Annotated in this window: 26 protein-coding genes; 8 read left to right on the forward strand and 18 right to left on the reverse strand. The window is 30.9% G+C overall.

Annotation, left to right across the window (positions count from 1 at the left end; all coding sequences use genetic code 11):
* Both RMO70_RS05810 and RMO70_RS05815 read right to left on the reverse strand, forming a co-directional pair.
* The coding region (locus tag RMO70_RS05810; RefSeq protein WP_310555483.1) for an Ig-like domain-containing protein at positions 1-1,833 on the reverse strand (1,833 nt) is incomplete at its 3' end.
* Between the two features lie 8 nt (positions 1,834-1,841).
* On the reverse strand, positions 1,842-2,258 hold the full coding sequence (locus RMO70_RS05815; RefSeq protein ID WP_310555484.1) for a hypothetical protein: 417 nt from the start codon (positions 2,256-2,258) through the stop codon (positions 1,842-1,844).
* Between the two features lie 173 nt (positions 2,259-2,431).
* On the opposite strand from RMO70_RS05815, the gene folE (RMO70_RS05820) reads away from it, so the two are divergent.
* The 4 genes from folE (RMO70_RS05820) to lgt all read left to right on the forward strand — a co-directional run bounded on the left by folE (RMO70_RS05820) (position 2,432) and on the right by lgt (position 5,982).
* A complete protein-coding gene (folE, locus tag RMO70_RS05820) occupies positions 2,432-3,103 on the forward strand; it encodes a GTP cyclohydrolase I FolE (RefSeq protein WP_310555485.1) in 672 nt (223 codons plus the stop codon).
* 93 nt (positions 3,104-3,196) lie between these two features.
* Positions 3,197-4,681 (forward strand): cysteine--tRNA ligase, encoded by a 1,485-nt coding sequence (gene cysS / locus RMO70_RS05825; RefSeq protein ID WP_310555486.1) that lies wholly within the window; start codon positions 3,197-3,199, stop codon positions 4,679-4,681.
* A 30-nt stretch (positions 4,682-4,711) separates the two neighbouring features.
* Complete coding sequence (gene yidD, locus RMO70_RS05830) at positions 4,712-4,936, forward strand: membrane protein insertion efficiency factor YidD (protein ID WP_310555487.1); 225 nt, start codon at positions 4,712-4,714, stop codon at positions 4,934-4,936.
* Positions 4,937-5,058: 122 nt separating this feature from the next.
* Complete coding sequence (gene lgt, locus RMO70_RS05835) at positions 5,059-5,982, forward strand: prolipoprotein diacylglyceryl transferase (protein ID WP_310555488.1); 924 nt, start codon at positions 5,059-5,061, stop codon at positions 5,980-5,982.
* Positions 5,983-6,139: 157 nt separating this feature from the next.
* On the opposite strand, the gene RMO70_RS05840 is transcribed toward lgt, so the two are convergent.
* The 9 genes from RMO70_RS05840 to RMO70_RS05880 all read right to left on the reverse strand — a co-directional run bounded on the left by RMO70_RS05840 (position 6,140) and on the right by RMO70_RS05880 (position 16,750).
* The gene (locus RMO70_RS05840) at positions 6,140-7,441 is read right to left on the reverse strand and encodes a hypothetical protein (protein ID WP_310555489.1); all 1,302 of its coding nucleotides are present in this window, start codon (positions 7,439-7,441) and stop codon (positions 6,140-6,142) included.
* Positions 7,442-7,493: 52 nt separating this feature from the next.
* On the reverse strand, positions 7,494-9,170 hold the full coding sequence (locus RMO70_RS05845) for a hypothetical protein (protein WP_310555490.1): 1,677 nt from the start codon (positions 9,168-9,170) through the stop codon (positions 7,494-7,496).
* Positions 9,171-9,471: 301 nt separating this feature from the next.
* Positions 9,472-10,875, reverse strand: a complete 1,404-nt coding sequence (gene mnmE, locus RMO70_RS05850) for a tRNA uridine-5-carboxymethylaminomethyl(34) synthesis GTPase MnmE (protein WP_310555491.1) — start codon at positions 10,873-10,875, stop codon at positions 9,472-9,474.
* A 118-nt stretch (positions 10,876-10,993) separates the two neighbouring features.
* Positions 10,994-11,353 carry a response regulator gene (locus RMO70_RS05855; protein ID WP_310555492.1) on the reverse strand — a complete coding sequence of 120 codons (360 nt, stop codon included), beginning with the start codon at positions 11,351-11,353 and terminating at the stop codon, positions 10,994-10,996.
* 27 nt (positions 11,354-11,380) lie between these two features.
* Entirely contained in the window at positions 11,381-12,631 is a 1,251-nt protein-coding gene (locus RMO70_RS05860; RefSeq protein ID WP_310555493.1) for a YaiO family outer membrane beta-barrel protein, read from the reverse strand.
* Position 12,632: 1 nt separating this feature from the next.
* Entirely contained in the window at positions 12,633-14,060 is a 1,428-nt protein-coding gene (locus RMO70_RS05865) for a glycosyltransferase (protein WP_310555494.1), read from the reverse strand.
* Positions 14,057-15,202 carry a hypothetical protein gene (locus RMO70_RS05870; RefSeq protein ID WP_310555495.1) on the reverse strand — a complete coding sequence of 382 codons (1,146 nt, stop codon included), beginning with the start codon at positions 15,200-15,202 and terminating at the stop codon, positions 14,057-14,059. Before RMO70_RS05870 ends, RMO70_RS05865 begins: the two co-directional genes overlap by 4 nt.
* Positions 15,203-15,320: 118 nt before the next feature.
* On the reverse strand, positions 15,321-16,085 hold the full coding sequence (locus tag RMO70_RS05875) for a TIGR02757 family protein (protein WP_310555496.1): 765 nt from the start codon (positions 16,083-16,085) through the stop codon (positions 15,321-15,323).
* A gap of 2 nt (positions 16,086-16,087) precedes the next feature.
* Positions 16,088-16,750, reverse strand: coding sequence for an ABC transporter ATP-binding protein (locus RMO70_RS05880; RefSeq protein WP_310555497.1), 663 nt, complete (start codon positions 16,748-16,750; stop codon positions 16,088-16,090).
* A gap of 203 nt (positions 16,751-16,953) precedes the next feature.
* Between RMO70_RS05880 and msrA the strand changes: the two genes are divergently transcribed.
* The 3 genes from msrA to RMO70_RS05895 are packed head-to-tail and all read left to right on the forward strand — an operon-like array spanning position 16,954 to position 18,537.
* A complete protein-coding gene (gene msrA, locus RMO70_RS05885; protein ID WP_310555550.1) occupies positions 16,954-17,502 on the forward strand; it encodes a peptide-methionine (S)-S-oxide reductase MsrA in 549 nt (182 codons plus the stop codon).
* Positions 17,503-17,504: 2 nt separating this feature from the next.
* Positions 17,505-18,182 (forward strand): GTP cyclohydrolase I FolE, encoded by a 678-nt coding sequence (gene folE, locus RMO70_RS05890; RefSeq protein WP_310555498.1) that lies wholly within the window; start codon positions 17,505-17,507, stop codon positions 18,180-18,182.
* A gap of 52 nt (positions 18,183-18,234) precedes the next feature.
* A complete protein-coding gene (locus RMO70_RS05895) occupies positions 18,235-18,537 on the forward strand; it encodes a hypothetical protein (protein WP_310555499.1) in 303 nt (100 codons plus the stop codon).
* 40 nt (positions 18,538-18,577) lie between these two features.
* Here RMO70_RS05895 and RMO70_RS05900 read toward each other — a convergent pair whose 3' ends face one another.
* The 6 genes from RMO70_RS05900 to RMO70_RS05925 form a co-directional block, all read right to left on the reverse strand.
* Complete coding sequence (locus tag RMO70_RS05900) at positions 18,578-18,883, reverse strand: DUF6787 family protein (protein ID WP_310555500.1); 306 nt, start codon at positions 18,881-18,883, stop codon at positions 18,578-18,580.
* 31 nt (positions 18,884-18,914) lie between these two features.
* A complete protein-coding gene (locus RMO70_RS05905) occupies positions 18,915-19,340 on the reverse strand; it encodes a DUF6146 family protein (RefSeq protein WP_310555501.1) in 426 nt (141 codons plus the stop codon).
* 50 nt (positions 19,341-19,390) lie between these two features.
* Positions 19,391-20,038: a DUF937 domain-containing protein gene (locus tag RMO70_RS05910; protein WP_310555502.1), complete on the reverse strand. Its 648-nt coding sequence runs from the start codon at positions 20,036-20,038 to the stop codon at positions 19,391-19,393.
* 47 nt (positions 20,039-20,085) lie between these two features.
* Positions 20,086-21,045 carry a D-2-hydroxyacid dehydrogenase gene (locus RMO70_RS05915; protein WP_310555503.1) on the reverse strand — a complete coding sequence of 320 codons (960 nt, stop codon included), beginning with the start codon at positions 21,043-21,045 and terminating at the stop codon, positions 20,086-20,088.
* A gap of 62 nt (positions 21,046-21,107) precedes the next feature.
* Positions 21,108-22,178 carry a 3-phosphoserine/phosphohydroxythreonine transaminase gene (gene serC / locus RMO70_RS05920; protein WP_310555504.1) on the reverse strand — a complete coding sequence of 357 codons (1,071 nt, stop codon included), beginning with the start codon at positions 22,176-22,178 and terminating at the stop codon, positions 21,108-21,110.
* Positions 22,179-22,291: 113 nt separating this feature from the next.
* Positions 22,292-23,362 carry an acyl-CoA reductase gene (locus RMO70_RS05925; RefSeq protein ID WP_310555505.1) on the reverse strand — a complete coding sequence of 357 codons (1,071 nt, stop codon included), beginning with the start codon at positions 23,360-23,362 and terminating at the stop codon, positions 22,292-22,294.
* 101 nt (positions 23,363-23,463) lie between these two features.
* On the opposite strand from RMO70_RS05925, the gene RMO70_RS05930 reads away from it, so the two are divergent.
* Positions 23,464-23,814, forward strand: coding sequence for a 4Fe-4S dicluster domain-containing protein (locus tag RMO70_RS05930; protein WP_310555506.1), 351 nt, complete (start codon positions 23,464-23,466; stop codon positions 23,812-23,814).
* A 22-nt stretch (positions 23,815-23,836) separates the two neighbouring features.
* On the opposite strand, the gene RMO70_RS05935 is transcribed toward RMO70_RS05930, so the two are convergent.
* Positions 23,837-24,580, reverse strand: coding sequence for a class I SAM-dependent methyltransferase (locus tag RMO70_RS05935; RefSeq protein ID WP_310555507.1), 744 nt, complete (start codon positions 24,578-24,580; stop codon positions 23,837-23,839).
* Positions 24,581-24,601: the final 21 nt, after the last annotated feature.

A 24,601-nucleotide genomic window follows, 5' to 3' on the forward strand; every position in this document is an offset into this window, starting at 1 on the left:
TCCTGAAACCACTCCTGTGTTTGAAATCGTTGCTATTGCTGGGTTGGAAGACAACCAAGGGCTTATTGTAGCTGGCGTATTGATGGCTGATAAGGTGATACTATTGCTCACACAAACAGAAACTACTGCATTTGAAATTACTGGCAGGGCATTGATGGTAATATTTTCTGTGTCTTGACATCCGTTTATATTAGTATACGTTATAATCACTGTTCCTGCTGCAACACCTGTGACCAATCCTGTATTGCTAATCGTAGCTATTGCTGGATTGGAAGACAACCAAGGAGTTGTGAGTGATGGCAAAGTCGTAGCGGCTAATTGGGTTGTGGCATTGGAACAAATAGACAGAGTACCTGCTACAACTGGAGATATTACTGGACTAGCATTAATAGTAACGGTTACATCTCGATGAAAAAAACCACAACTCGGTGTATTAATGTCATAATTAACTGTAAAATTTCCAGGAGTACTTAGACTTGGATTTATAGCTCCTGTATTGAGATCCAAACTTAATATACCAGGTCCACCAAGAGGAATCGTAGCGTAAGTGTATTGTCCATTGGAAGTAACTGTTCCTGTCATAGGTTGAGCCGTCGTTGTACCTGTGCAAAATGGACTTCCAGAATAGGCTATGGAACCTGTAGGAGAGGCACTTACTGATAAAACAATAGGAGTAATTACATAACATCCTGTATTTCTATCTTCAATACGTACCCAAATGGTAACTGGAGAAATGGTTATTGCATAATTAATTAAACTAGCTGGCGCAATAACGTTTGGACCAGATAAATCTCCATTTTCAGCTGTTGTTCTATCTGTATAATATATTTCGGAATAGTCAGTCAAACTATATCCACTTGAAATGACCAAATTTTGATTTATTGTTGGGAATACATAAGGTAGAGTTCCACAATCACTCAAATTGACTGGACTGTTTACAGGTATATCTGGAAGATAAATAACATCCATAGCGTCAGAAACCTCAAAACAACCTCCTGGTCTAGTAGTGGTTACAGACCATGTTCCTGCTTGATTGACAGATATGGTTTGTGTTGTATATAATGGTTGAATAACTCCATTTAATCTCCAAACATAAGTAGGAGTTCCAGTTGTAGGTGGTGAAGCAAAAGTAGCAGTTAATGGAACAGGCGTACTATCACATTCTGTTATATCAGCTCCTAGTGTAACCCCACAAACAATATCACAGTCCGAATAACCAGGTAAAGGATAAGGAACACCTGAAGGATCAAATGTTCTTTGTTGCAATTTTATTTTTCCTTGTGCACCATTAAAATTAGTAACAAGAATAAGATAATATTGCCCTATAGTCGCACCATTAATTGTTAATGTTTCAATTGCGGCTGAAGAATAACTACAATCAATCAGGTTTCCTATTGGGTAAGCACCACCAATTCCTATATTAGTAGGACAGGCTGTAGGTGTACATACAGGATTACCGTACAAACTTGAACAATTCCCACTTGGACTTGAAAAAGGCCCCCAAGCAGCAAAATCAACATCTAATTCATTTAATGGTCCAACACCTATTGGATCCCCAGCAGCATTAAAAGTAGTATTCTGAATGATATCGTAGGCTAAAGTGCCGCCTGTATCAACCTTTAAATAAAACCAAGTTGGATTTCGAATCAATCCTAAACAAGCAATACCAGGTGAAAAAGGTTGCCCAAAAGTATTATCATATATTAATGTTTGTGTTGTGGGATTTGCAGAATTAGATCCACAAAAAGCTACGGAAGCATTGCAATTGTCATTTTGTGAAAACAAAAAATTTGCACATAAAACAAAAACAATTAAAAAAATATTTTTTTTCATCTTAAAAACTAATTAATAAATGAATAATAATTCCAATCTGAAGATTTTTCACAAGAATTGGAAGTAATTAGAGTTCTGTATTTGAAACACTTACTCATCATTTCTATGTGTTTGAACACTTTGGAACCTTTAATGGTGTTTAACTTACCATCAATAGTAAGAAAAAGTGTCTCCTTATAATGTTTGGCATTTTCATTCTTATAACAATCTAAAATAGGAATTATTTCTATTTTTATGTTTTTATTCTTACTACCAACTTGTGTGAAATCCCAATTTAGGGTGACAAATTTATCAGCATTCGAAGTTTCATCTGGAGAAGCTATGGTTTCTAGCTTGTAAACAAATTCGCAATTCGATGTTGTTTGCGCTTTTATACCTTGGGAGAATAAAAGAATTAATACTAATTTTATGTATATTTTTTTCATTTGTTAAATAATTGTTTATAAATCGAGCGAAATTTACATAAATTTAAGAAAAGTTTAATATTAATTTTTTGTTTTTTATAATTTTAACATACAAAATGATTATTTCAATGTATTTCTATTTTTATTAATTATATTTGCAGGTATAACTAATTTACAATATAATTCCTTATTTAATGGCTCATAACGACGATTTTCAAGAAGAAATTGGAGACAATCATATTGCAACAAGCGCTATAAATCCTATAAGAAAAGACGCATTTGACTTATCTGACGAACAAAAAATAGAAGCTATCAAGAAGGATGTGGAAAGCATTCTAAATACGCTTGGTATGGATTTGACTGATGATAGCTTGAGCGGCACTCCAAACCGTGTAGCAAAAATGTTTGTTAAAGAAATTTTTGGCGGTTTGAATCCTCAAAGAAAGCCAAAACCATCTACTTTTGAAAATAACTATAAGTATGGTGAAATGCTGGTTGAGAAAAACATTGTAGTTTACTCCACTTGTGAGCATCACTTATTACCTATAATTGGTCGTGCTCACGTGGCCTATATTTCCAATGGTAAAGTTATTGGGTTGTCAAAAATGAATCGGATTGTGGAATATTATGCTAAGAGACCCCAAGTTCAAGAACGTTTGACAATGCAAATTGTACAAGAATTACAACTGGCTCTTGGCACACAGGATGTTGCTTGTGTGTTGGATGCCAAACACTTGTGTGTAAATTCCAGAGGAATTAAAGACATTGAAAGCAGCACTGTAACTTCTGAATTTGGCGGTAAATTTAAAGAAGAACAAACCCGCAGAGAGTTTCTAGATTACATTAAACTGGAAACAAAATTTTAAATTGAAATCACGATAATAGCCCTGATAGAGCCGATATCCTTTGTGAAGAATGAACAAAGATAAAGGCGAAAGCAGGAAATAGCTCCAAAAAAAATGCAACTTTACAAAAATCAAAGCTTAAAAATATACAATACGCTTTCGGGCGAAAAAGAAAATTTTGAAACCATTCACACAGGAAATGTGGGTATGTATGTATGTGGACCAACGGTTTACAGCCATGTTCATTTGGGAAATGTACGTACTTTTATGAGTTTTGACATCATTAATCGATACCTTTTGCACCTAGGTTATAATGTTAGATATGTACGAAATATAACCGATGCAGGACATTTGACTGATGATGGCGATGTGAACAACGACCGATTTGTGAAACAAACTCGATTGGAAAAGTTAGAACCTATGGAAGTGGTTCAGAAATATACGGTTTACTTTCATAAAGTATTGGATTTGTTTAATTTTTTACCTCCAGATATAGAACCTACCGCAACTGGGCATATTTTAGAACAAATCGAGTTAGCACAAAAATTAATTGCTGACGGTTTTGCTTATGTAAGTAATGGTTCAGTCTATTTTGATGTATTAGAATACAATAAAAAAGGGTTGAATTATGGTGAGTTGAGCCATCGAAATGTAGAAGAATTGCTAGCCAATACAAGAGATTTAGACGGACAAAACGAAAAGAAAAATCCTCAAGATTTTGCGTTGTGGAAACAAGCTTCGCCTGCGCACATTATGCGATGGAATTCGCCTTGGGGAGAAGGTTTTCCAGGCTGGCATTTAGAATGTACTGCTATGAGTACAAAATATCTAGGCGAAAAATTTGACATTCACGGTGGTGGAATGGATTTAAAATTTCCGCACCACGAGTGCGAAATTGCACAAGGAAAAGCTTCTCACGGTGTCTCTCCTGTTAAATACTGGATGCACGCCAATATGCTTACTATGAATGGATTGCGAATGAGCAAATCAACTGGAAATTTTATTCTACCTATGGAATTGATTGAAGGTGGCAATGCTTTTTTTGAAAAAGCTTTTCATCCAAATATTGTTCGTTTTTGTTTCTTGCAAGCTCATTACCGTAGTGTTTTAGACATTTCTAACGATGCAATGGTGGCCAGCGAAAAAGGATTTGCGCGACTAATGGAAGGCATCAAATTGTTACCAACTATTGAGCCTAAAACAGTTTCTTCAATAAACATTCAAGCGTGGAAGCAAAATTGTTTTGATGCGATGAATGACGATTTTAATACCCCAATTCTGATTGCTCATTTGTTTGAAGGAATCAAGTTTATTAATTTGTTGAATGACACAAAAGAAACTATAACTGCTGAAGATTTAAAGGAATTACAAAATACAATGGCAATCTTTGTTTTTGATATTTTAGGCATTAGTAATGAAAAAGAAAACACTAACAATACTGAAAAGCTGGAAGGTGTTGTCAGTATGTTAATCGGCATGCGGAACGATGCTCGTGCCAACAAAAACTGGCAATTGTCTGATGATATTCGAGATCAATTATTAAAACTCGGTATTCAATTGAAAGATGGAAAAGACGGAACTGGGTTTAGTATTCAGTAATCAGTGTTTAAAATTAATTGCTTGTAGGTTATGCTGAAAAAAATTCTAATTTTTCCATTTCTGTTTTTGGTACGATTTTATCAAATAATAATTTCTCCGTTGTTACCAGCTACTTGCCGCTTCACTCCTACTTGCTCCCATTATATGATTGAGGCTTTAAAAAAACACGGGCTATTTTATGGAAGTTACTTAGGCATAAAAAGAATTTTTAGTTGCCATCCTTGGGGGAAAAGCGGTTATGATCCTGTTCCTTAGTTTTAGATAAAAATAATTTTTCAATTAAAGAATCTAAAATTGCTTTTCAAGAAATACTTTTGTCTAATTCTTTTTTAATTTATACTTTTGGCTAATGCCTTATGGCTTTTAACACTATAGAAATGACACACTTTTTACACTTTGTTTGGAATCCATCAGAAGGTTTTGAAATAGGTAGTTTTACACTTCGATTTTACAGTTTAATGTTTGTAATTGCTTTTACTTTAGGTTTTTTCTTAATGAAAAAAATATTTGAGCGTGAAGGTGAATCAATGGAAAAACTAGACAGTTTGTTTATGTATATGTTTTTGTCCATATTATTAGGAGCTAGATTAGGACACGTTTTATTTTATCAAACGGAGTTAATAACCGAAGATCCACTGAGTATTTTGCTTCCTTTCCGATTCAATCCTACCTTTGAGTTCACAGGATTTCAAGGCTTAGCAAGTCACGGAGCTGCAATAGCAGTTATTGTTACGATGTATTTTTATACTTCAAAAATTTTAAAGCGACCTATGCTTTGGATACTCGATAGAGTTGTAATTCCTGTAGCAAGCGGTGCTATTTTAGTACGATTAGGGAATTTTTTTAATTCTGAAATTGTGGGTGACAAAACGACATCTCCTTTTGGAATCAAGTTTGTTCAAGATGCTATTCGACCAAATGAAGCCATACAACTCACTAAAATAAGCAATTCAAAAGCTGCTTATAATGCTATTGCTACAGATCCAAATTTCGCTAGTATTTTAGATACAATACCTGCCAAACATCCATCACAATTGTATGAAGCTTTTGGGTATGTGTTTGTCTTTTTTATACTATTGTTTTTGTATTGGAAAACAGATGCTCGTTTGAAACAAGGTTATCTTTTTGGGATGTTCCTCGTTATGCTTTTTTCTGTTAGAATTGTAGTGGAATTTGTAAAAGAAAGTCAAGGTGGTTTTGAATCCGCATTAGGACTTTTATCTACAGGACAATGGTTGAGTATTCCTTTTGTGATTGTAGGATTGTACTTTGTGATTAAAGCTAAAAAAGTGGTGGTATAGTTTTGAGGTTATTTTAAAGTTTTAGGATAGTTATCTTAATAATCTATCTAATACATTTTTGATTATATATAACCAATTTTTTTTCAACATATATGCTCAAAAAATAAAACCCGTAAAAATTATTTTTTTACGGGTTATAAATAGTTTTAAAAGAAAATTATGGAGTAGACGGTCCTAAGATATTTTTGAAAGCTTTAGCAAAGAGTGCTGCATCAATATTAATACTTAAATAAGGACCACCAATATCCCATTTTTTTCTTGTTTCTAAATTTCCTGTAAATAATTGATTTCCGTAATCAAAATCATCATAACCAACAGCATAATTAACTTGACTGTAATGTAAACCACCATTAAGAAAAAGCCCATTTGTAATTTCAATATTCAAACCAAGAAAGAAATTAGTAAATGATTTATCATTTAAATTTGTTCCAACTGAGATGCCAACCCTCTCTTTAAGTGTTCTTGGCTTAATATCAAGATTACGTGGTGTTAAATGAAAAGTCAAAAACAATCCTAAATAAGCTCTAGTTTCTTTATTATCAGCTATTAATGTTGTTTCACCATTTGGCTTTATAAAAGTAGCAATATTTTCTGGATTTTTTAACCATGATGCAATTACACTTGTTCCTAAACTAACTCTATTCGTTTTTAATAAAATAATTTTTTTGGCTAATATTTCTGTTCCATTTTTCTCAATTGTAAAAGGAAAAGATGTTGTATATGGACCAAAAATTTGAGAATCATATACTTTAAGTGAAGGATTTAAAGAGGTTGCTACAGCAGCATTAGGATCAGTTTGTTGAATTTCATCTACAAGCGGTTTTGGATTAAAAACACCTTTACTCTTAATAATATATCTTAAACCTTTACTAGCAATAATGTGAAACTGAAATTTATCGTAATTATCTTTTGCACTAACTGGAAAATCATTATAAATTGGATTACAATCTTCATCTAGATAAATGTGAATAATACCTTTATTGTCTACTATAACATTTGATTGACCACCAATATAATTATATCCTTTTTCTGAAATGTCTTCTTTAACAAAATCGATTAAATCATCAAATGATTTAATACTATTATCTCTAGATTGATTATTTATTATTTCTTCACAATTTGTTTTATTTTTTGAAAATAATTTTATAGAATCACAGTAAAATATAGATTCTGCATTTTTTTTATCTTGATTTTTTATCCAAAATAATATTTTATTTTCAGCTTTTGTTAATTGATAATTTATATTACCGCAAGACTTTTCCTTTTCATCAAGTTCAGTGTAATCAGATATCTTTATGTCAACATTTCCTGTACTATCGGAATCATTTATAATTCGAATTGTATTATCTGTTCCATCTTTTCCAATTATTAATTGTGATGCATTTATTTTAACTTCAATTTGTCCATAAAAGTATTGAAATGACAAAAATGCAAAAAAGAGTGTGATTGATTTTTTCATAGTTTGGTTTTTAAGTTGTTGATTTTTAAGTTATTGATTTTTAACGTTTAAATTATATTTCTCGAAACATATATGCATAATTATCACTTTTAGCAACTAATATACCTGTACAAATCAATTCTGAATTGTCAGTAGTTTTAATTTTATAATAGATCGTTGAACCACTATCACCGTTACTTACATTTGAAATACCCGAAGTTGAAGTACCTATTTTAAATAAATAGAGTTCTTTTTTGAAATGAGAATAAGATACAGTACACATTGTTGGATTTCTATAGGAATGAAAATTTAAATATTTACTTACAGCACCAAACATACTCATAGAATTTTCATCAATTTCTATTAATTTATTGGTATCAATGTTATTAATAAATACATCATACAATTCCTTATTAATTTCACATATGCAATAATCTATTCCGTATCCATTGTAATTGCCAAATTTATATTCTAGAATAGTTCCTTTGAAAGGATTATTATTACCAATTACAAACAAAACAACTTTGTTCTTTATAATAAAATTAGGATTAACTGAAAAATTTGCAAATTCATCATCATTTGCAAAAACATGCAAATTACTCTTTGCAAAGTATTTTTTGCCTTTTTTAAAAACACTAAATGACCCTTTTGAATTTGGAGATTTAGCATTATAAGCATAACATATAGGTAATGTATCTATACCACTTATTGCCAAAAGCTCACTAGTATATAGAATTTTTAAATAGTCCTTCAAATAAAATGTATTGTAATTCAACACTATGGAGCCACTATTTTGTAATTCTAATAATTGCGTTTGTGCTGTAGCATTTGTATACTCAACTTCAATTATTTTTCTAAAAAGATTTGAACGATTATCTTGAATTGTGTTTAACCCATAAGAAACAACTCCTTCTATCTTACTAATGTCATTTTTATACAATTCAAATAATCGTTCTGCAACTTCATACTGTGATGTTTCGGCAAGTGCCATTAACTTATCTGCACTGTCATAATTGCTATAGGTCTTATTGTTAGAAAGTACTTGTTGCGTATTTTTAAATTTAAACAATATATCGAGTAAATCATGCCAAAATTTAGAACCAAGGCTCAAAAAAATACCTATAAAAATATAACCAATTGTATGATTTATTATTTTTAAAAAATAGGAATCTACATTACCTTGACTTAATAATAAAATAATAATAGAAATAACAATCCATATTAAAAATGGGGATTTAACATAGTATTGATTGACATTAGTATTGTTTTCCTGAAGTTTATTAAATAGCATTAAGCTTAAAGACCAAAGAAATATTAATAGATAGATAAATCCAAAAACTTTTTCTTTATTAATATCACTCATTAACCAACCTTGTACTATTATTGCATCATTATTGGTAAAACTTGAACTTATTTTTTTTACAATTTCAAAAAAATTAGCATTAGCCAAAGCAGCTATGATAATTCCAATTATAATATTAATTATCATTATTCTGTATTCTCTTTCCTTTTCAGCTCCCTCGGTTGGTTGACTATAAGCTAATATTTCAAGTTTTGCAGAAAGAAAAAATTTCCATTTTTTATGCTCATTTGTATAGAGAAATGGGATGTATATTATCTTGCCTTGAAAATATAATTTTATAAAGTTTGAAGCTCTTTCAGAAACAATACTCAACATCATCATAATAATGCTGAAGGATATTAAAAAATCAGTCAATCCCATATTTTCTTTTATAAATATTACCAACATAATGATATTCTTTTATTTATTAATTTGCATCTTCAACGAGCAAATTATCTTCAAAAAAACAGTATTAATGATTTTATAAGTTCTAATTATCAATTCAATAAGAGTTTTAATACAGTCGTCTATTTTTGTAACTAAAAACATTAAACTAAAAAAAAGCGTAAACACTTGTTTTTTAATGTTATAAATTTAACACTTTTTTTTTTACATAAAAAAGGGGAAAAACACCCTTTTTTCCATTAAAAAAACCATTATGAACTCTAAGTCCATAATGGTTTTTTTATTCGAAAATTTATTATCTACATTACTTCCCGATACAAAAATTAGCAAAAATATTCCCTAACAATTCATCATTGGTCACTTGTCCTGTAATTTCACCAAAGTAGTACAAGGCTTGTTTAATATCAATCGCCATTAGGTCTGACGATAAGTTTGTTTGCATACCGTATTTTACTTTCTGAATTTCTTCAAGTGCTTTAAGTAATGAATCGTAATGTCTTGTATTAGTTATGATTGTCTCATTATTACGTAATGCACCAGTATTAACAAACGATAGTAATGTGTTTTTCAAATCATCGACACCAATATTCTCTTTGGCAGATATTGTTATGAGTTTTGAGTTATGAGTTTTGAGTTGCTCCTTGATAATCTCAACTTGTTTTTCAGAAATCTTATCAATTTTGTTGACAACAATAATTAAAGGTTTTAAAGGGAATTGATTTTTGATTTTCTCTATTTCTACTTTAACAGTCTCTAAACTCACAACCGATAACGCATAACTATCCATCAAGAAAAGAACAACCTGAGCTTGTTCGATTTTCTCAAAAGTTTTCTTGATTCCGATACTTTCAATAACATCTTTGGTTTCGCGAATACCAGCAGTGTCTATAAACCGAAATCCAATACCACCAATAACCAATTCGTCTTCGATTGTATCTCGAGTTGTACCTGCAATTTCAGAAACTATGGCACGTTCTTCGTTTAGTAAGGCGTTGAGAAGTGTCGATTTTCCAACATTTGGTTCACCTACAATTGCTACTGGAATTCCGTTTTTGATAACGTTTCCTACGGCAAATGAATCGATTAATCGTTTCAATACAAACTCAATTCTGTTTAGTAATTCTTTAAATGCCCTTCTATCAGCAAACTCGACATCTTCTTCCGCAAAATCCAATTCTAATTCGATTAAGGAAGCAAAATTTAGGAGTTCTTCCCTGAGTTTAGAAATTTCGTTGCTAAAACCGCCACGCATTTGTTGCATTGCGATTTGATGCGTTGCTTCATTGTCAGACGAAATCAAATCGGCAACAGCTTCTGCTTGGGATAAGTCCATTTTTCCGTTCAAGAACGAACGCAACGTAAACTCTCCAGGTTGTGCCATTCGGCAACCCTTTCTGAGTAGTAATTGTATGATTTGTTGTTGAATATAAGAAGAACCATGGCACGAAATTTCGATAGTGTTTTCGCCAGTATAGGAATTTGTTCCTTTAAAAATAGAAAGCAATACTTGATCCAAAACTTTAGCATCATCTACAATATGACCTAAATGTAGTGTGTGTGATTTTTGTTTTGAAATATCTTTACCTGAAACAGATTGAAATACAATAGAGGCTATTTTAAGAGCATCGAAGCCAGAAATTCTAATTACAGCAATAGCACCAGCTCCTGATGGTGTGGCAAGTGCAACAATGGTATCGTGGTAAATCATTTGATGAGACGTTTCAGAGGTACAAAGTTACAACGTTGCAAAGGTTATTTAAAGGAAAAAGTATGAATTTTACTAAAACTTTAAAACCTTTGCGATTTGTATCTCAAAGCGTTAGAAACTATAACAACAATCGTTTTACTCTCAATATTAACTCAATTGGGTTAAAAGGTTTGGCTACTAAATCATCAGCACCCAATTTAAACGCTTCAATAATAGTTAAATCTTCTTTTCCTAATGCCGAAACAATGATTATAGGAATTTTAGGAAAATTGTTTTTCACGTATGAGGTAACTTCCAACCCTGATTTGTATGGCAACATAATGTCTGTGATAATTAAATCAGGTGGATTGTTCGCAATTCTTTCCATTCCTTCGTTTCCATCATTGGCAATATCAATTTCGTATCCTTCTTTTTTTAGCAGAAATTCAATAATGTTGTTTATGATTTTATCGTCTTCAATTACTAATATTTTTTTCATTACGGGTAAAATTAGGGGATTTATATATTAGAATTTGTATTGCATTGAGATAAAAACATCGTACTCATTCTGAAAATTATCTAGCTTATACTCTTGTCTATTTACTGATCCTTGAATTCCAAAAATGTAGTTCTCCCAAATTTGTTTGTGGTAACCCATTCCAAATCGATAAGAGCTAAACTTGAATCGTTCTTGGAATTGTCCTAATGTAATTCTCTCGTCTGGTGATGTGCCATATCCAAAAAATGCAGTTGCATAATCGTATTTAGTATCAAAATAGTATCTCGCTGTTGCGGTAAATGAAGGATACGATTTACTTTCAAAAAACTGCAAATAGGATTTTAAATTGAACCAGTAGTTGCCAACATATTTACCAACTCCAAATACTGCAGCATAAAACTCAAAATTTGTCGTTTTTGTATAACGTAATCCAGCATCGGCTTCCCAACCTTTATTAAAGCTATGAAAATAAGAATAAGCTAGTCGTAATTTGGGAAATACCTCATCATCATAACTGTAGGCTATATCAAACATTGAGTAGCTTTTTTTGTTATTTTTAAAATAACTTTCAATTCCAAACTGAACACCACTTGTGGAACTGTCAAAAGAAAGTCGTTTGGCATAATTTAGGTACCCAATTAATGATAGTTTTTTACGTTCCCGAATGTATTGTAATCCTATTAAGTGCCAAGGTCCAACTCCATCTCGACTAAAACTGGTATTATTATATGATATTCCAACACGATTGGAACTGCTTTTGGTTTTGAGCTTAACTAATTGTTGCTTTAAATTTTTATCGTCTGGATATTTTTCTAATAATACATTCAAATAGTCTATAGTTTGTTCATCATTTTCTTCTGCAACTACTATTTTTAGTCTTAGTAATTCAAACTCTTTATTGTCTGGAAAATGAACTAAAGCCTTATTAACCGCAGTTATTGCTTCAAAAAGCCTGTTCTGATTAATTTCAAGCTGTATTAAGTTAGTAAAAGCTTCGTTGTATTTAGGGTTTTTATCTATTACATAATTAAAATAATGTCTTGCACTATCTATTTGTTGTGTTTTATAATAAGCTCGTCCTAATGCCAAATGAAAATCTAAATAATTAGGTGCCTTTTTGATCCCTAATTGTGCCAATTTAATTGCATTTGGATAATTTTTTAAAGTATTTATTTCATAATGCGTTTTTATCAAAAGACTATCTGTATCCACTTTTTGAGCAAAAAGAGACAGATTTAAAATAAAAATTACAAAAATAGTAATACTAAATTTTTTCATATTATTCTTTTACTTTAGTAAACCCTTGTCTAGTCATAACTCCCCATTTTATTTCTTTTTTCTGTAGAAATTGTAAATAACCACTAATTGAAGCATACACATTTATAGGATGGTATAAAAGCGGTTCTAAAAAAACCATAATTATCAATATTGATAATTCTTTGATATTAGAATACTGTTGATGAATTAGCTGATCTAAATATATAGAAATTAACGTAACTACCGTATAAAAAAAGTAAACAAATACGGAAACAATGAGTAAAAAATCATAATTTATACTAAAAAATAGCATATCTATAATTAAAACGACCAATCCTAACACTTCCAGAATAGGTACAAAAAATTCGAAGAATACATAATGTGGCATTGTTACTAATCCTGTTCTACCATATTTAGGATTGAATATCATTTTTCGATGCAAAAATAGCGTTTGAACCAGTCCCCTAGCCCATCGTTTACGTTGCGTTAAAAACACTTTCATATCTGATGGAACCTCTGTCCAACATAAAGATTCTGGGATGTATTTAATTAAAAAATTTTCTTTTTTCTCATACATTAATTTTCTCATGCGTGTGATGAGTTCCATATCTTCTCCAAGTGAACTGTGCCAATAACCTCCCGCTTCGATCACTGTTGCTTTGTCAAACATTCCTAATCCTCCTGAAACCAGTAATAAACAATTGGTTTTACTCCAGGCCATTCGTCCAAACAAAAAGGCTCGAATGTATTCTAGTTCTTGAAAACGAGCAAAAAAATTGTCAGGAAAATGAGACTTATATAACATTCCATCTTTGAATTCACAAGAATTTGAAATGCGGATGGCTGCTCCACTAGCAATTACTTTGGTTGTGTTTTCAATAAATGGTTTGGTGAGCATTACAATGGTATCTTTTCGAAGGATACAATCTACATCTGTACAAATGAAAAGTGCATATCGAGAGGAATTTATTCCTGCGTTCGAAGCATCAGCTTTACTTTTTCCATTTTCTTTATCTACAACTAGTAATTTTGCATATACTGGATTTGTAGATTTGTAATGCCCTCTAACTGGTTTTGTGACAATTTTTTCTCTGTAAAAAAAGTCAACTTTAATTAAACTGAACTCGTCAATTAATTTCTGCAAAGTGTCATCAGTACTACCATCATTAATGATAATCACTTCAAACTTTGGATAATCCTGAGATAATAATGATTTAACATTGTATACAATGGTTGTAGCCTCATTATATGCTGGCGCAATAACTGAAACTCCTGTTGTATGATTGGATTTTATTAAAACGTCTTTGTGCAAGTAGTATTTAGAATTGTAATAATTCTTGATGGCCAAATACGACAAAACAGACAAAACGAGATAGATGAGAACATAAATAACAGCATATGTTCCTGAAAAAATTTCAAAATTATCAATAAATTTTTCTAAATTACTCAAGCTAAATAAGGATTGTTAACGTGTGAATAAATTTTATTTATGAGCTCATTTTCTGAACTGTTCACAAGTTCAATAGTATCAAAATGTGTATTGTCAATTTTGTGAATACAATTTACCAATTCAAATTTGATATCAATTTCAGTTTCAGTTTCTAACAACTCAATGGCAAAGTTTTTAGTTTTATAATCTCCAATTACACCTAGTGTTTTAAGTATAGAGACTTTGTTTCGAATGTTTTTTTCTTTTTTGTAATGTTCCATCAATAATTGGGAAGCATCCACTATAAATAATTCTCGTATTGCAAAAATGGTTTGTTTCCTAACCTCATCATCAGGATTTAGCAATAAAAATTTAATTTTTGGTAGACATAATTTTTCTCTATATCGAACTATTAGCTTAATACCAAGAATTACTACGGAACTGTTGCCGCTTTTAACCCAAGAATATATAGACGATGGTATTTCAGATTTTGTTTGATATATCAAATCTAAAATTTTCATTTCATCAGCACTTGGAATTTTTTTAGGATAATTATTCAAAACATCAAATTTTTCGTCAGATAATGCAATAAGAGCAATCAAAGCGTTTGATTTCAAATATTTATTCCTACTATTCAAATAAGGTTTGATTTGACATTTTTTAATTTTATAATCTAGACTTTGATAGTGATAAAATCCAAGTGATTTATAGTACCATTTACTTCTATTAATCAATTTCTTGCTATAATTGTTTAAACCAAAGTGCTTGTATATTATCAAAATTAAATAAGGATTAACTTCTCTTATGTTTTGTTTAATGTGAATGAGCTTGTTTAGAATAAGATATTTACACCATTTATTTCTAAAAACCGGCGTTTTTTTGAAGTCCCTAATTCTTGCTTTTGTTTCTTGAAAACTAAAATTAGAAAAGATTAATTCTGTCAAAAAATTATTAATCTGTTGTTCAATTTCCTTTTTTTTATTAGCTAATGCATCAAAATAATACCTGTTTAAAAGGAGCGAACCAATAAAACATAAAACTAAAATTACAAGAAAAGGAATGGCTACATACTTTAAAACATTATAAAAAAAACGAGCCGTAAAAGTTTCGTCTACATAGCGTAGTACTTGATTAAACTTTATTAAAGTAGCTATAAATTGCATTATATTGATTATAAATTATAATATTTTCATAAAAGTATAAATTATAATCATCAAATGAAACTTTTGACTGCAATATCACTAATTATATTTAATTTTAATCACTAATATTAGTGATATTTTAAAAATCTTCAAAAACTCCTAATCCAAATAATGCAAAATCATATTTTACAGGATCAATGGAATCTAAAACTCTGAGATTTGTATCTAATTCAAAAAGTGCTTTTGCATCATTTTGTTTTCGAACAAGTAGTTTTAATTTTCGAGCTACATTTCCAGAGTGAACATCTAGTGGACAAGAAAGTGACGCTGGAGAAATGGTTTTCCAAATACCGAAATCGACTCCTTTATTATCTTGACGAACCATCCAACGAAGGTACATATTCAGTCGCTTTGCTGCTGAATTATTCATTGGATTTGAAATGTGCTTTTGGGTTCGAGGTAAATGATCAATTTCGAAGAATATTTTTTTAAATTCTGAAATGCTTTTTTGCATTGAATATGATTCCGCGTTATTTGTAAAAACAGTCTCTAAACCTTTATGATTCAAATAAATATTTTGCAAACTTTTTATGAAATACGTAAAATCGTTTCCATTAAAAGTTCGGTGTACAAAACCGTCTAAAGTTTCTAATTGACTTTCTGAATGTGACATTACAAAATCATATGGGGAATTTCCCATTAGATTCATCATTTTGTGAGCGTTTTGAATAATCATCTTTCGGTTACCCCAAGCAATAGTAGCACTCAAAAAACCAGCAATTTCAATATCTTCTTTTAAAGTAAAAAGATGCGGTATTTGAATAGGATCGCTTTCTATAAAATTTAGATTATTATATAAATCAACTTTTTCGTCAAGAAACGATTTAAGCTCGACTATTTCCATTTCTAATTACTGATATTACCATCGACCATAATTAATTTTCGATCTGCCATATTTGCAAAATCTTCGTTATGAGTAACTATTATGAATGTTTGTCCGAATTCATCTCGAAGTTTAAAAAACAATTGATGCAAATTCTCGGCAGAGACAGTATCCAAATTTCCTGAAGGTTCATCTGCATAAATAATTGCAGGTTTATTTATCAGAGCTCTGGCAACTGCAACTCGTTGTTGTTCACCACCCGAGAGTTCGCTAGGTTTGTGATTTATTCGATGTGATAACCCAAGATAATCCAGTAGTCTTTTGGCTTCGGTTTCGGTTTCTAATTTTGGTTTTCCTGCAATAAAAGCGGGAATACATACATTTTCTAAAGCAGTAAATTCAGGTAATAATTGATGAAATTGAAAAATAAAACCCAGATTTGTATTTCTAAATTTAGACAAACTTTTATCATTCATTATCATCACATTTTCACCATTAATAAGTAACGATGTCTTGCTATCATTAGTCGGATGATCTAATGTACCTAAAATTTGTAATAACGTTGTTTTACCTGCTCCTGAAGCGCCTACAATAGAAACAACTTCTCCTTTTTTAATGTGTAAATCAACTCCTTTAAGAACGTGAAGTGTATCGTAGTATTTGTGAATGTTCTTTGCAATAATCATTGGCATCAATTTCCACAAAGAAACAAAGAAAATGCCTCAACATCAAATAAAGTTTTGTTAAGGAAAATTCTCAACAGATAGATTTAATTAATTTTGATTAAAATTGAATGATTATGAAAAATTTAATTCTAATTTTTATTTGTTTTATGACTAGTAGTTGTGAGTCTAAAGCTAAAACGAATATAACTATTGAATCTAAGAAAATGAATTTAGAAAAAGGAAAAGAAGTTGCCATTTTTGCAGGAGGATGTTTTTGGTGTACTGAAGCCGTTTTTTTACAGCTTGAAGGTGTAATTTCCATTATGCCTGGTTATATAGGTGGCAAAAATCCAAATCCAACCTATGAAGAAGTTTGTTCTGGTTATTCTGGCCACGCAGAAGCTGTTGAAATCATTTTTGATTCAACTAAAATTTCGTATCAAGAATTAATAGAGGTTTTCTTTGCAACTCACGATCCTACAACGATTAACAGACAAGGAAATGATGTGGGTTCGCAATACCGAAGTGAAGTTTTTTATACCAATGAAAATCAAAAAAAAATAGTCCAAGGGTACATAAACTTTTTGAATACTGAAAACACATTTGGGAAAAAAGTAATTACTAAAATTTCTGAAGCATCAACATTCTATGTGGCCGAAGATTACCATAAAAATTATTACAACCAGAATAAGAATAAATCCTATTGTGAGTATGTTATTACACCAAAAGTGGAAAAAGTAAAAAAAGAATTTAAAGATAAATTGAAAAACTAAATATGAATAACAATACATTAACTGACAAAGAAATGATTGAAATTCTGGGTGATGATCATCAAATGACTTCTTCAGAATCTCCAATACGATCGGATGCATTTAACAAAACCGATGATCAAAAAATGCAGGTTATCGAAAATCATTTTCACGAAATAATGCACGAACTAGGTCTTGATATGACTGATGACAGCTTGCAAGGCACACCGCATCGTGTAGCAAAAATGTTTGTAAATGAAATTTTTAGCGGTTTAAATCCAAAAAATAAGCCCAAAGTTTCTACTTTCGAGAATGCATATCATTATGACAAGATGCTTGTTGAAGCAGATATCAGTTTCAACTCTACTTGTGAACACCATTTTTTACCCATTTTTGGAAAAGCCCATATTGGCTATGTTTCGAGCGGTAGAGTAATTGGTCTATCAAAATTAAATAGAATTGTTGATTATTATTCAAGAAGACCTCAAGTTCAAGAACGATTGATTATGCAAATTTTTAATGACTTGAAAGTTGCTTTGAATACTGAAAATGTCATTGTAGTTATGGAAGCAAAGCATTTATGCGTGTCAAGTCGGGGCATCAAGCACGAATCAAGTTTTACATCGACCATTCAATATGGAGGGATTTTTAATGATAAAGAAAACAGAAATGATTTTTTTAATATGATACATTCTGAAAAATAAAATTTGGCATTAGTTTTGTATATTTACTTTACACAATTTAATTTAAAAAGAAATGTCACAAGAAGTACAAGTACAAACCAATACAAAATCAGATCATAAAATTGCTAAATTAATCATTGGAATTATTTTAGATTTAATAGGAATGCTATCGTATGCCATTCCTGTAGTAGCAGAAGCTACTGATATTATTTGGGCACCAATAGCTGGTTTTGTTCTAGCCATGATGTACAAAGGTTCTGTAGGTAAAATAGGCGGAATTGTCGCTTTTATTGAAGAAATTGTTCCTGGATTGGATTTTATTCCAACCTTTACATTAACTTGGTTTTACGAATTTTATATTGCCAAGAGAAACTAATAACACATCCAAATCCTCAACTAATCCTTGAGGATTTTTTTTATGATTTGAATAGAAATCCTAAACCCAAACTGTGTAGCATTTTCTTTTCAAAATTCCAAAAAAAAGTAAACTGACCTGAAATGAATCCAAAAAAAAGTAATAAAACTTGATACGCAGGAAAAACAATAATTATTTTTAAAATATAAAATAAAAACAAATTCATAGAAGCTTTTGTAATACCTAAAAATTCAAAAATGGGTTTAGATACAAAAACAGAAGAGGAACCTGTAATACCAAAAACCACAAAAATAATAACTAATTGAAAATTAGTATGTATTCCCCATCGTTGTTTTAGTTTTTCCATCAAAAAAAGTATTTTCACAAATATAAAAACTTTATCTTGAAGGTACATAACCAAATAATCTTTGTTTATAAGTATTTTGAAAATAGATCATATAATTATAAATCAAATAATTTACCTCATATCCGTAATGAATTGAGTTATTATAATCGATTTGCATTTGATATAAATTAGGATCAAAGCTCATAGGCTGAGAAGCCCTATTATTCCATTCAGTAACGTAAAAACGGTTTTTATTTTCTAAAAAATATTCTGAATGATATCCTCTAGGAAAAGACCGACCATTCAACCAATTTGAAAATCCAATGTCTATAATTATTACTTCATATTCAAGTTCATCATTGGCAATCTTTACAGTATCACCAATGATTTTTTTTGAATTGTTTGTAACATCAATAGTTTTAGTTTTACAATTAATGATACTAAATAAAATAATAAATACTATAAAAAATGTTTTCATAATGTATTGCATAAAAAAACCACGCTGGTTGACGTGGTTTGAATTATAATTTATTTTCCAAAAAGACCGCTAAGCAGTCCACCAAGTCCTCCTTTTTTGGTTGCTACTGCTACTGCATCACCTAAACCTAGCTGACCATCGCCATCTTGATCCAAAACTGATGTTAGTATATTTCCTGATTGAACTGGTGCTTGTTGCTGTGCTTGCCCGCCTAATAAACCGCCAAGCAAACCGCCTAATCCTCCCCCATCAGGTGTTTCACCATTTTGATTTAATCTACTTCCCATCGCTTTTTTTGCTAAATACCCCATTAATATTGGAGCAGCAATTTTCATAATCATCGCAATTTTATCTGAACTCACACCTGTACTTTGACTGACTTGATTTTGAATATTTTCTTGATTACCACCCAAAACGTGACCTAAAATATTTCCACCATCGGTGTCGTCATCATTACCTAAGAATCCTGACAAATTATCTAAAATACCACCGTCATGTTTTCCGCCTAGAAGTGCTCCAAGCAAACCACTTTGTCCTTCAGGTGTTGCTGCATTATCCATCATCCCTCCTACCAAAGAAGGTAAAACAGAGGAAAGAACAGAGGAAGTTTCGCCTTCGCTTGTTCCGACTTTTCCTGCAACTCCAGAAATAATTTGTTTTCCTAAGTCACTATTTAATAAATCTATTAATCCAGCCATTATATAAATTTGTTAAGTTAATAATGATATAAATGTATGAATAAATTTTATATTTCAGCTTTTAATAAACCTATAATTTGCTCTGCCAATTCAATACTAATTCTTTCTTGTGCTTCCAGTGTTGCAGCACCAATATGCGGTGTAAGTGAAACATGTGGATGCATTAACACTTGAACTGCTGGTGTTGGTTCGTTTTCAAAAACATCTAAACCAGCAAAAAGAACCTTTTTAGAATCTAATGCCTCAACCAATTCGACTTCGTTGATTATGCCTCCTCGAGAACAGTTAATAATACCCACTCCAGATTTCATTATATCAAATTCTTTTTTACCTATTATATACTCTTTTTGCGCAGGAACGTGAAGCGAAATAAAATCAGAATGTTGGAGTAAATCGTTGACTGGTTCTGTGAAAATTTCTACATTAATAAACTGACCATTATAGAATTCGACTTTTACCATAGCTTTATCAACAAAGCTATCTGCTGCAATGACTTTCATTCCCAATCCTAATGCCATTTTAGCAACTGATTGTCCAATGCGTCCAAAACCGATTATTCCTAACGTTTTTCCACGAAGTTCAATACCATCGGCATAGGCTTTCTTTAAATCATTAAAACGAGTATCGCCTTCTAAAGGCATGTTTCTATTTGAATCGTACAAAAATCTCACACCTGAAAACAGATGTGCAAAAACCAATTCTGCCACCGAATTTGATGACGAAGCTGGTGTATTTATCACTTGAATGTCTTTAGAAACAGCATAATCAACATCAATATTATCCATTCCTACACCGCCACGACCTATAATTTTTAAGGAAGGACATGCATCAATAATATCTTTTCTAACTTTGGTTGCGCTACGAACTAGAAGCACCGCTACCTTATTCTCATTTATATAATTGGCTACTTGTTCTTGTGCTACTTTTGTAGTAATTACTTCAAATCCTGCATTTTCTAATAATTGTACTCCTGTTTGAGAAATGCCATCGTTTGCTAATATTTTCATTTTTAATTGTTTAATCGATTATTGTTGGTTTGTTTAATCGAATAAACAAACTAACAAATAAACTATATTTTATTTTCTAATTCTTCCATCACATCTACCAAAACCTGAACACTTTCTAGTGGCAAAGCATTGTACATCGAAGCACGATAACCTCCCACAGAACGATGCCCAGTTAATCCAGAAATTCCAGCTTGTTTCCACATTTTGTCAAATGTTTCAGTATGGCTTTCGTTATTTAAAACAAAAGTGGCGTTCATATTGCTTCGATCTTCAATCTTGGCAGTTCCTTTAAATAAGGGATTTCTATCAATTTCAGTATATAACAATGTTGCTTTTGCGTTGTTTATTTTTTCGATAGCAGCAATTCCACCTAAATTTTTCAACCATTGCATTGTTAATAAAGAAGCATAAATAGGAAAAACAGCAGGTGTATTGTACATACTTTCAGCTTTAATGTGTTTTTCGTAATCTAAAATACTAGGAATTGTTCTTCCTGTTTTGTTCAAAATTTCTTCTTTTACAACGACTAAAGTTGTACCCGCTGGACCCATATTTTTTTGAGCTCCTGCATAAATTAAGTCAAATTTTGAAAAATCTAAAACTCTCGAAAAAATATCAGAACTCATATCGCAAACTACAGGAATATTTGTGTTTGGAAACGATTTCATTTGGGTTCCAAAAATGGTATTGTTACTCGTGCAATGAAAATAATCAGCATCAGCAGGAATAGTATACTCTTTTGGAATATAATTGTAATTTTCTTCTTTGGAAGAAGCTACTACAACAGTTTCTCCAAAGTTTTTGGCTTCTTTTATAGCATTATTTGCCCAAGTTCCTGAGTCAAGGTAAGCAGCTTTCCCATCAATTTTCATTAAATTATAAGGTGCCATCAAAAACTCCATACTAGCACCTCCAGAAATAAAAAGAGCTTGATAGCCCTTCCCTTTTAAGTCTAAAAGTTCTAAAGCCAAATCACGTGCTTCGTCCATCACGGCAACAAAATCTTTGCTTCGATGCGAAATTTCTAATATGGAAAGTCCAGAATTGTTAAAATTTAAAATGGCTTGTGCCGACTTATCAAAAACTTCTTTAGGTAATATGCAAGGACCAGCACTGTAGTTGTGTATTTTCATTTTTTTTTAATTGAAATGCAAATTTCGGAAATAAGGTTTGAAAATCCCAGTTTATTTATTAGTTAATACACTATGTTATTAACAAAAACGTTGTAGTAAAATAACTTTAGAGGCTAAATTTCCATCAAAAAAGCAATAGTATCCACATTATCAGCATAATCCCAAAGGTTTGGTTTTTGAGTTTGTCCAAATTCTATTGAACTTTCAATTATATCGTTTGAAACAATACATTGAATTAGATCTTTGTCGGTTTCTAAACGCTTTTTTAAATCATTCAAATCATCGTAAAATTCATAAAAAACAGAAGCTATAGGTGAAGCGTAGCTTGTATCTTCTTTGATGGTTAGAAACTCATTGTCTAACAACTTAAAATTACTCATCAAGAAAACAGCTTTATTATAATCGTAATTATTAGCATATTTTTCATATTTAATAACGTCTTGATAGGGAAACATACCATTAAAAAACAAATCAAAATTATAATTTTTCGGCACAAAAAGCTTGGATACATTACGACAACCTAATCCAAAATATCTAAAAATATCTTCCCCCAAAGCAATCATTTGCTCTTTGGATTCATTTCCGTTTAAAACAGCAACCGAATTTCTGCTTTTGCGAATAATGCTTGGTTTGTCTTTAAAATAATACTCAAAATATCGTGCCGTATTATTGCTTCCCGTTGCGATTACGGCATCAAAATTTTCTAATTTTCCTTCCGTAAAAGTAATTTTATGTTCCAATTCAGGCGCAACAGCAATTAAATATTTAGCTAAAAAAGGCAATAAATGCTGATCGTTTGACGATGTTTTGACTAATACCTCATAACCTGAAATTAAAACTGACAAAAAATCGTGAAAACCAACTAACGGAATATTTCCAGCAAGAATTATGGCTACAGATTTAGTTTTTTTGTCCTTTCGAACACATTCAAAAGAATATTTAGAAATCCATTGATTTAAATTATTCTCGGTTAAAGCTTCCGACCAAGAATTTAAGGAAAAAAAAACATTTTCAGACGTGTACCAACCGTTATGCGATTGGGATAATTCAATTAAATCTAAAAAATCATTATAAAACAAATTGTTGTTTAAAACAGAATCATTTTTTACAGTATTATTTTCAGAAAATTGACTTAAAAATTTCCCTAATTCAATAAAACTTGCCTTAATTTCGTTTTGTAACATTTGTTTACTTGTATATGAATGGTTTTGATTGTAATTTTGTACAAAAATAATGATTTCCTTTTTTATAAGTCTAAAATCTGAAATCTAAATTCTAAAATAAAATGGCAATAATAATAACTGACGAATGTATCAATTGTGGCGCTTGCGAGCCAGAATGTCCAAATACTGCAATATACGAAGGTGCTGACGATTGGCGCTACAAAGACGGGACTAAACTAAAAGGAAAAATTATACTTCCTGATGGTTCAGAAATCGATTCTGATGCAGCACAAACTCCGATTTCTGACGATATTTATTACATCGTTCCAGGAAAATGTACCGAATGCAAAGGTTTTCACGATGAACCACAATGTGCGGCAGTATGCCCAGTTGACTGTTGTGTTCCAGACGATAATCACGTTGAAAGTGAAGAAACACTTTTGAATAGACAAGCGTTTTTGCATAATGAATAAAGATATGGATCCTGAGTAAAACTCAGGATTTTTTCTTTGCTACAATCACATACGTATCATAAGCATAGGTTTTTCGATCGATTGTTTCTATGATTTCAAAATTGTTTAAATATAAAAATAACTGGATTTCATTTAATGTAAAAACTCTAACTGTTGATAAATCACTTCCAATTAAAGTTTTGATATCATTTGTCAAAGTATAATAGTTTGCCGTCCAATCGAGCATAAAATTTTCTAGAGTTGCTATTTCCCAATTCCCTTCTCTATAATATTTTATACCGTCATATTCTGCGTGGTGAACAATTAACTTATTTTCAATTGTGTAAGGAATAAATCGATTGGCATCTATAAAATCAAAACAAAAAATACCATTTTCCGATAGATTTCTATATACAGATGCAAATGTGCCGTTTACATCTTCATTTGTGATTAAATAACTCGTTGTTCGACCAGTTATGATTATGGAATCTTTTTTTTTAGTTAAACTAAAATTACGCATATCACTTTGAATAAAGGTAACATTTGGATTTCTTTCTTTCGCTATATTAATCATATCTTGACTAAAATCGAGCCCTAAATAATCAAAATTATTTTCATAAAAACGTTTTGCTAAATTGCCCGTTCCACTTCCTATTTCCAGAACATTTTTACAATTATTTTTTACAATTAGAGTATTGTAAAAATGATACTCTTCATCATAATCAACAAAAGTTTGATACATTAAATCATAAACTTTTGCCATTTCTCCATCGTATAAACTTGCCATAAAATTTGATTTTGAATACTA

The sequence above is a fragment of the Flavobacterium sp. genome (genome assembly GCF_031422135.1).
Lineage (GTDB): Bacteria > Bacteroidota > Bacteroidia > Flavobacteriales > Flavobacteriaceae > Flavobacterium.

Excerpts from the sequence above, each read along its gene's own strand:
- RMO70_RS05930 (WP_310555506.1), top strand. The coding sequence starts at position 23,464 with ATGGCAATAATAATAACTGACGAATGTATCAATTGTGGCGCTTGCGAG.
- msrA (WP_310555550.1), top strand. The coding sequence starts at position 16,954 with ATGAATTTAGAAAAAGGAAAAGAAGTTGCCATTTTTGCAGGAGGATGT.
- RMO70_RS05880 (WP_310555497.1), bottom strand. The coding sequence starts at position 16,750 with ATGATTATTGCAAAGAACATTCACAAATACTACGATACACTTCACGTT.
- RMO70_RS05925 (WP_310555505.1), bottom strand. The coding sequence starts at position 23,362 with ATGTTACAAAACGAAATTAAGGCAAGTTTTATTGAATTAGGGAAATTT.
- RMO70_RS05855 (WP_310555492.1), bottom strand. The coding sequence starts at position 11,353 with ATGAAAAAAATATTAGTAATTGAAGACGATAAAATCATAAACAACATT.
- RMO70_RS05900 (WP_310555500.1), bottom strand. The coding sequence starts at position 18,883 with ATGGAAAAACTAAAACAACGATGGGGAATACATACTAATTTTCAATTA.
- RMO70_RS05935 (WP_310555507.1), bottom strand. The coding sequence starts at position 24,580 with ATGGCAAGTTTATACGATGGAGAAATGGCAAAAGTTTATGATTTAATG.
- RMO70_RS05895 (WP_310555499.1), top strand. The coding sequence starts at position 18,235 with ATGTCACAAGAAGTACAAGTACAAACCAATACAAAATCAGATCATAAA.
- cysS (WP_310555486.1), top strand. The coding sequence starts at position 3,197 with ATGCAACTTTACAAAAATCAAAGCTTAAAAATATACAATACGCTTTCG.
- lgt (WP_310555488.1), top strand. The coding sequence starts at position 5,059 with ATGACACACTTTTTACACTTTGTTTGGAATCCATCAGAAGGTTTTGAA.
- RMO70_RS05815 (WP_310555484.1), bottom strand. The coding sequence starts at position 2,258 with ATGAAAAAAATATACATAAAATTAGTATTAATTCTTTTATTCTCCCAA.
- RMO70_RS05840 (WP_310555489.1), bottom strand. The coding sequence starts at position 7,441 with ATGAAAAAATCAATCACACTCTTTTTTGCATTTTTGTCATTTCAATAC.
- RMO70_RS05845 (WP_310555490.1), bottom strand. The coding sequence starts at position 9,170 with ATGTTGGTAATATTTATAAAAGAAAATATGGGATTGACTGATTTTTTA.
- RMO70_RS05910 (WP_310555502.1), bottom strand. The coding sequence starts at position 20,038 with ATGGCTGGATTAATAGATTTATTAAATAGTGACTTAGGAAAACAAATT.
- RMO70_RS05905 (WP_310555501.1), bottom strand. The coding sequence starts at position 19,340 with ATGAAAACATTTTTTATAGTATTTATTATTTTATTTAGTATCATTAAT.
- RMO70_RS05875 (WP_310555496.1), bottom strand. The coding sequence starts at position 16,085 with ATGGAAATAGTCGAGCTTAAATCGTTTCTTGACGAAAAAGTTGATTTA.
- serC (WP_310555504.1), bottom strand. The coding sequence starts at position 22,178 with ATGAAAATACACAACTACAGTGCTGGTCCTTGCATATTACCTAAAGAA.
- folE (WP_310555498.1), top strand. The coding sequence starts at position 17,505 with ATGAATAACAATACATTAACTGACAAAGAAATGATTGAAATTCTGGGT.
- yidD (WP_310555487.1), top strand. The coding sequence starts at position 4,712 with ATGCTGAAAAAAATTCTAATTTTTCCATTTCTGTTTTTGGTACGATTT.
- RMO70_RS05860 (WP_310555493.1), bottom strand. The coding sequence starts at position 12,631 with ATGAAAAAATTTAGTATTACTATTTTTGTAATTTTTATTTTAAATCTG.
- RMO70_RS05870 (WP_310555495.1), bottom strand. The coding sequence starts at position 15,202 with ATGCAATTTATAGCTACTTTAATAAAGTTTAATCAAGTACTACGCTAT.
- RMO70_RS05915 (WP_310555503.1), bottom strand. The coding sequence starts at position 21,045 with ATGAAAATATTAGCAAACGATGGCATTTCTCAAACAGGAGTACAATTA.
- folE (WP_310555485.1), top strand. The coding sequence starts at position 2,432 with ATGGCTCATAACGACGATTTTCAAGAAGAAATTGGAGACAATCATATT.
- mnmE (WP_310555491.1), bottom strand. The coding sequence starts at position 10,875 with ATGATTTACCACGATACCATTGTTGCACTTGCCACACCATCAGGAGCT.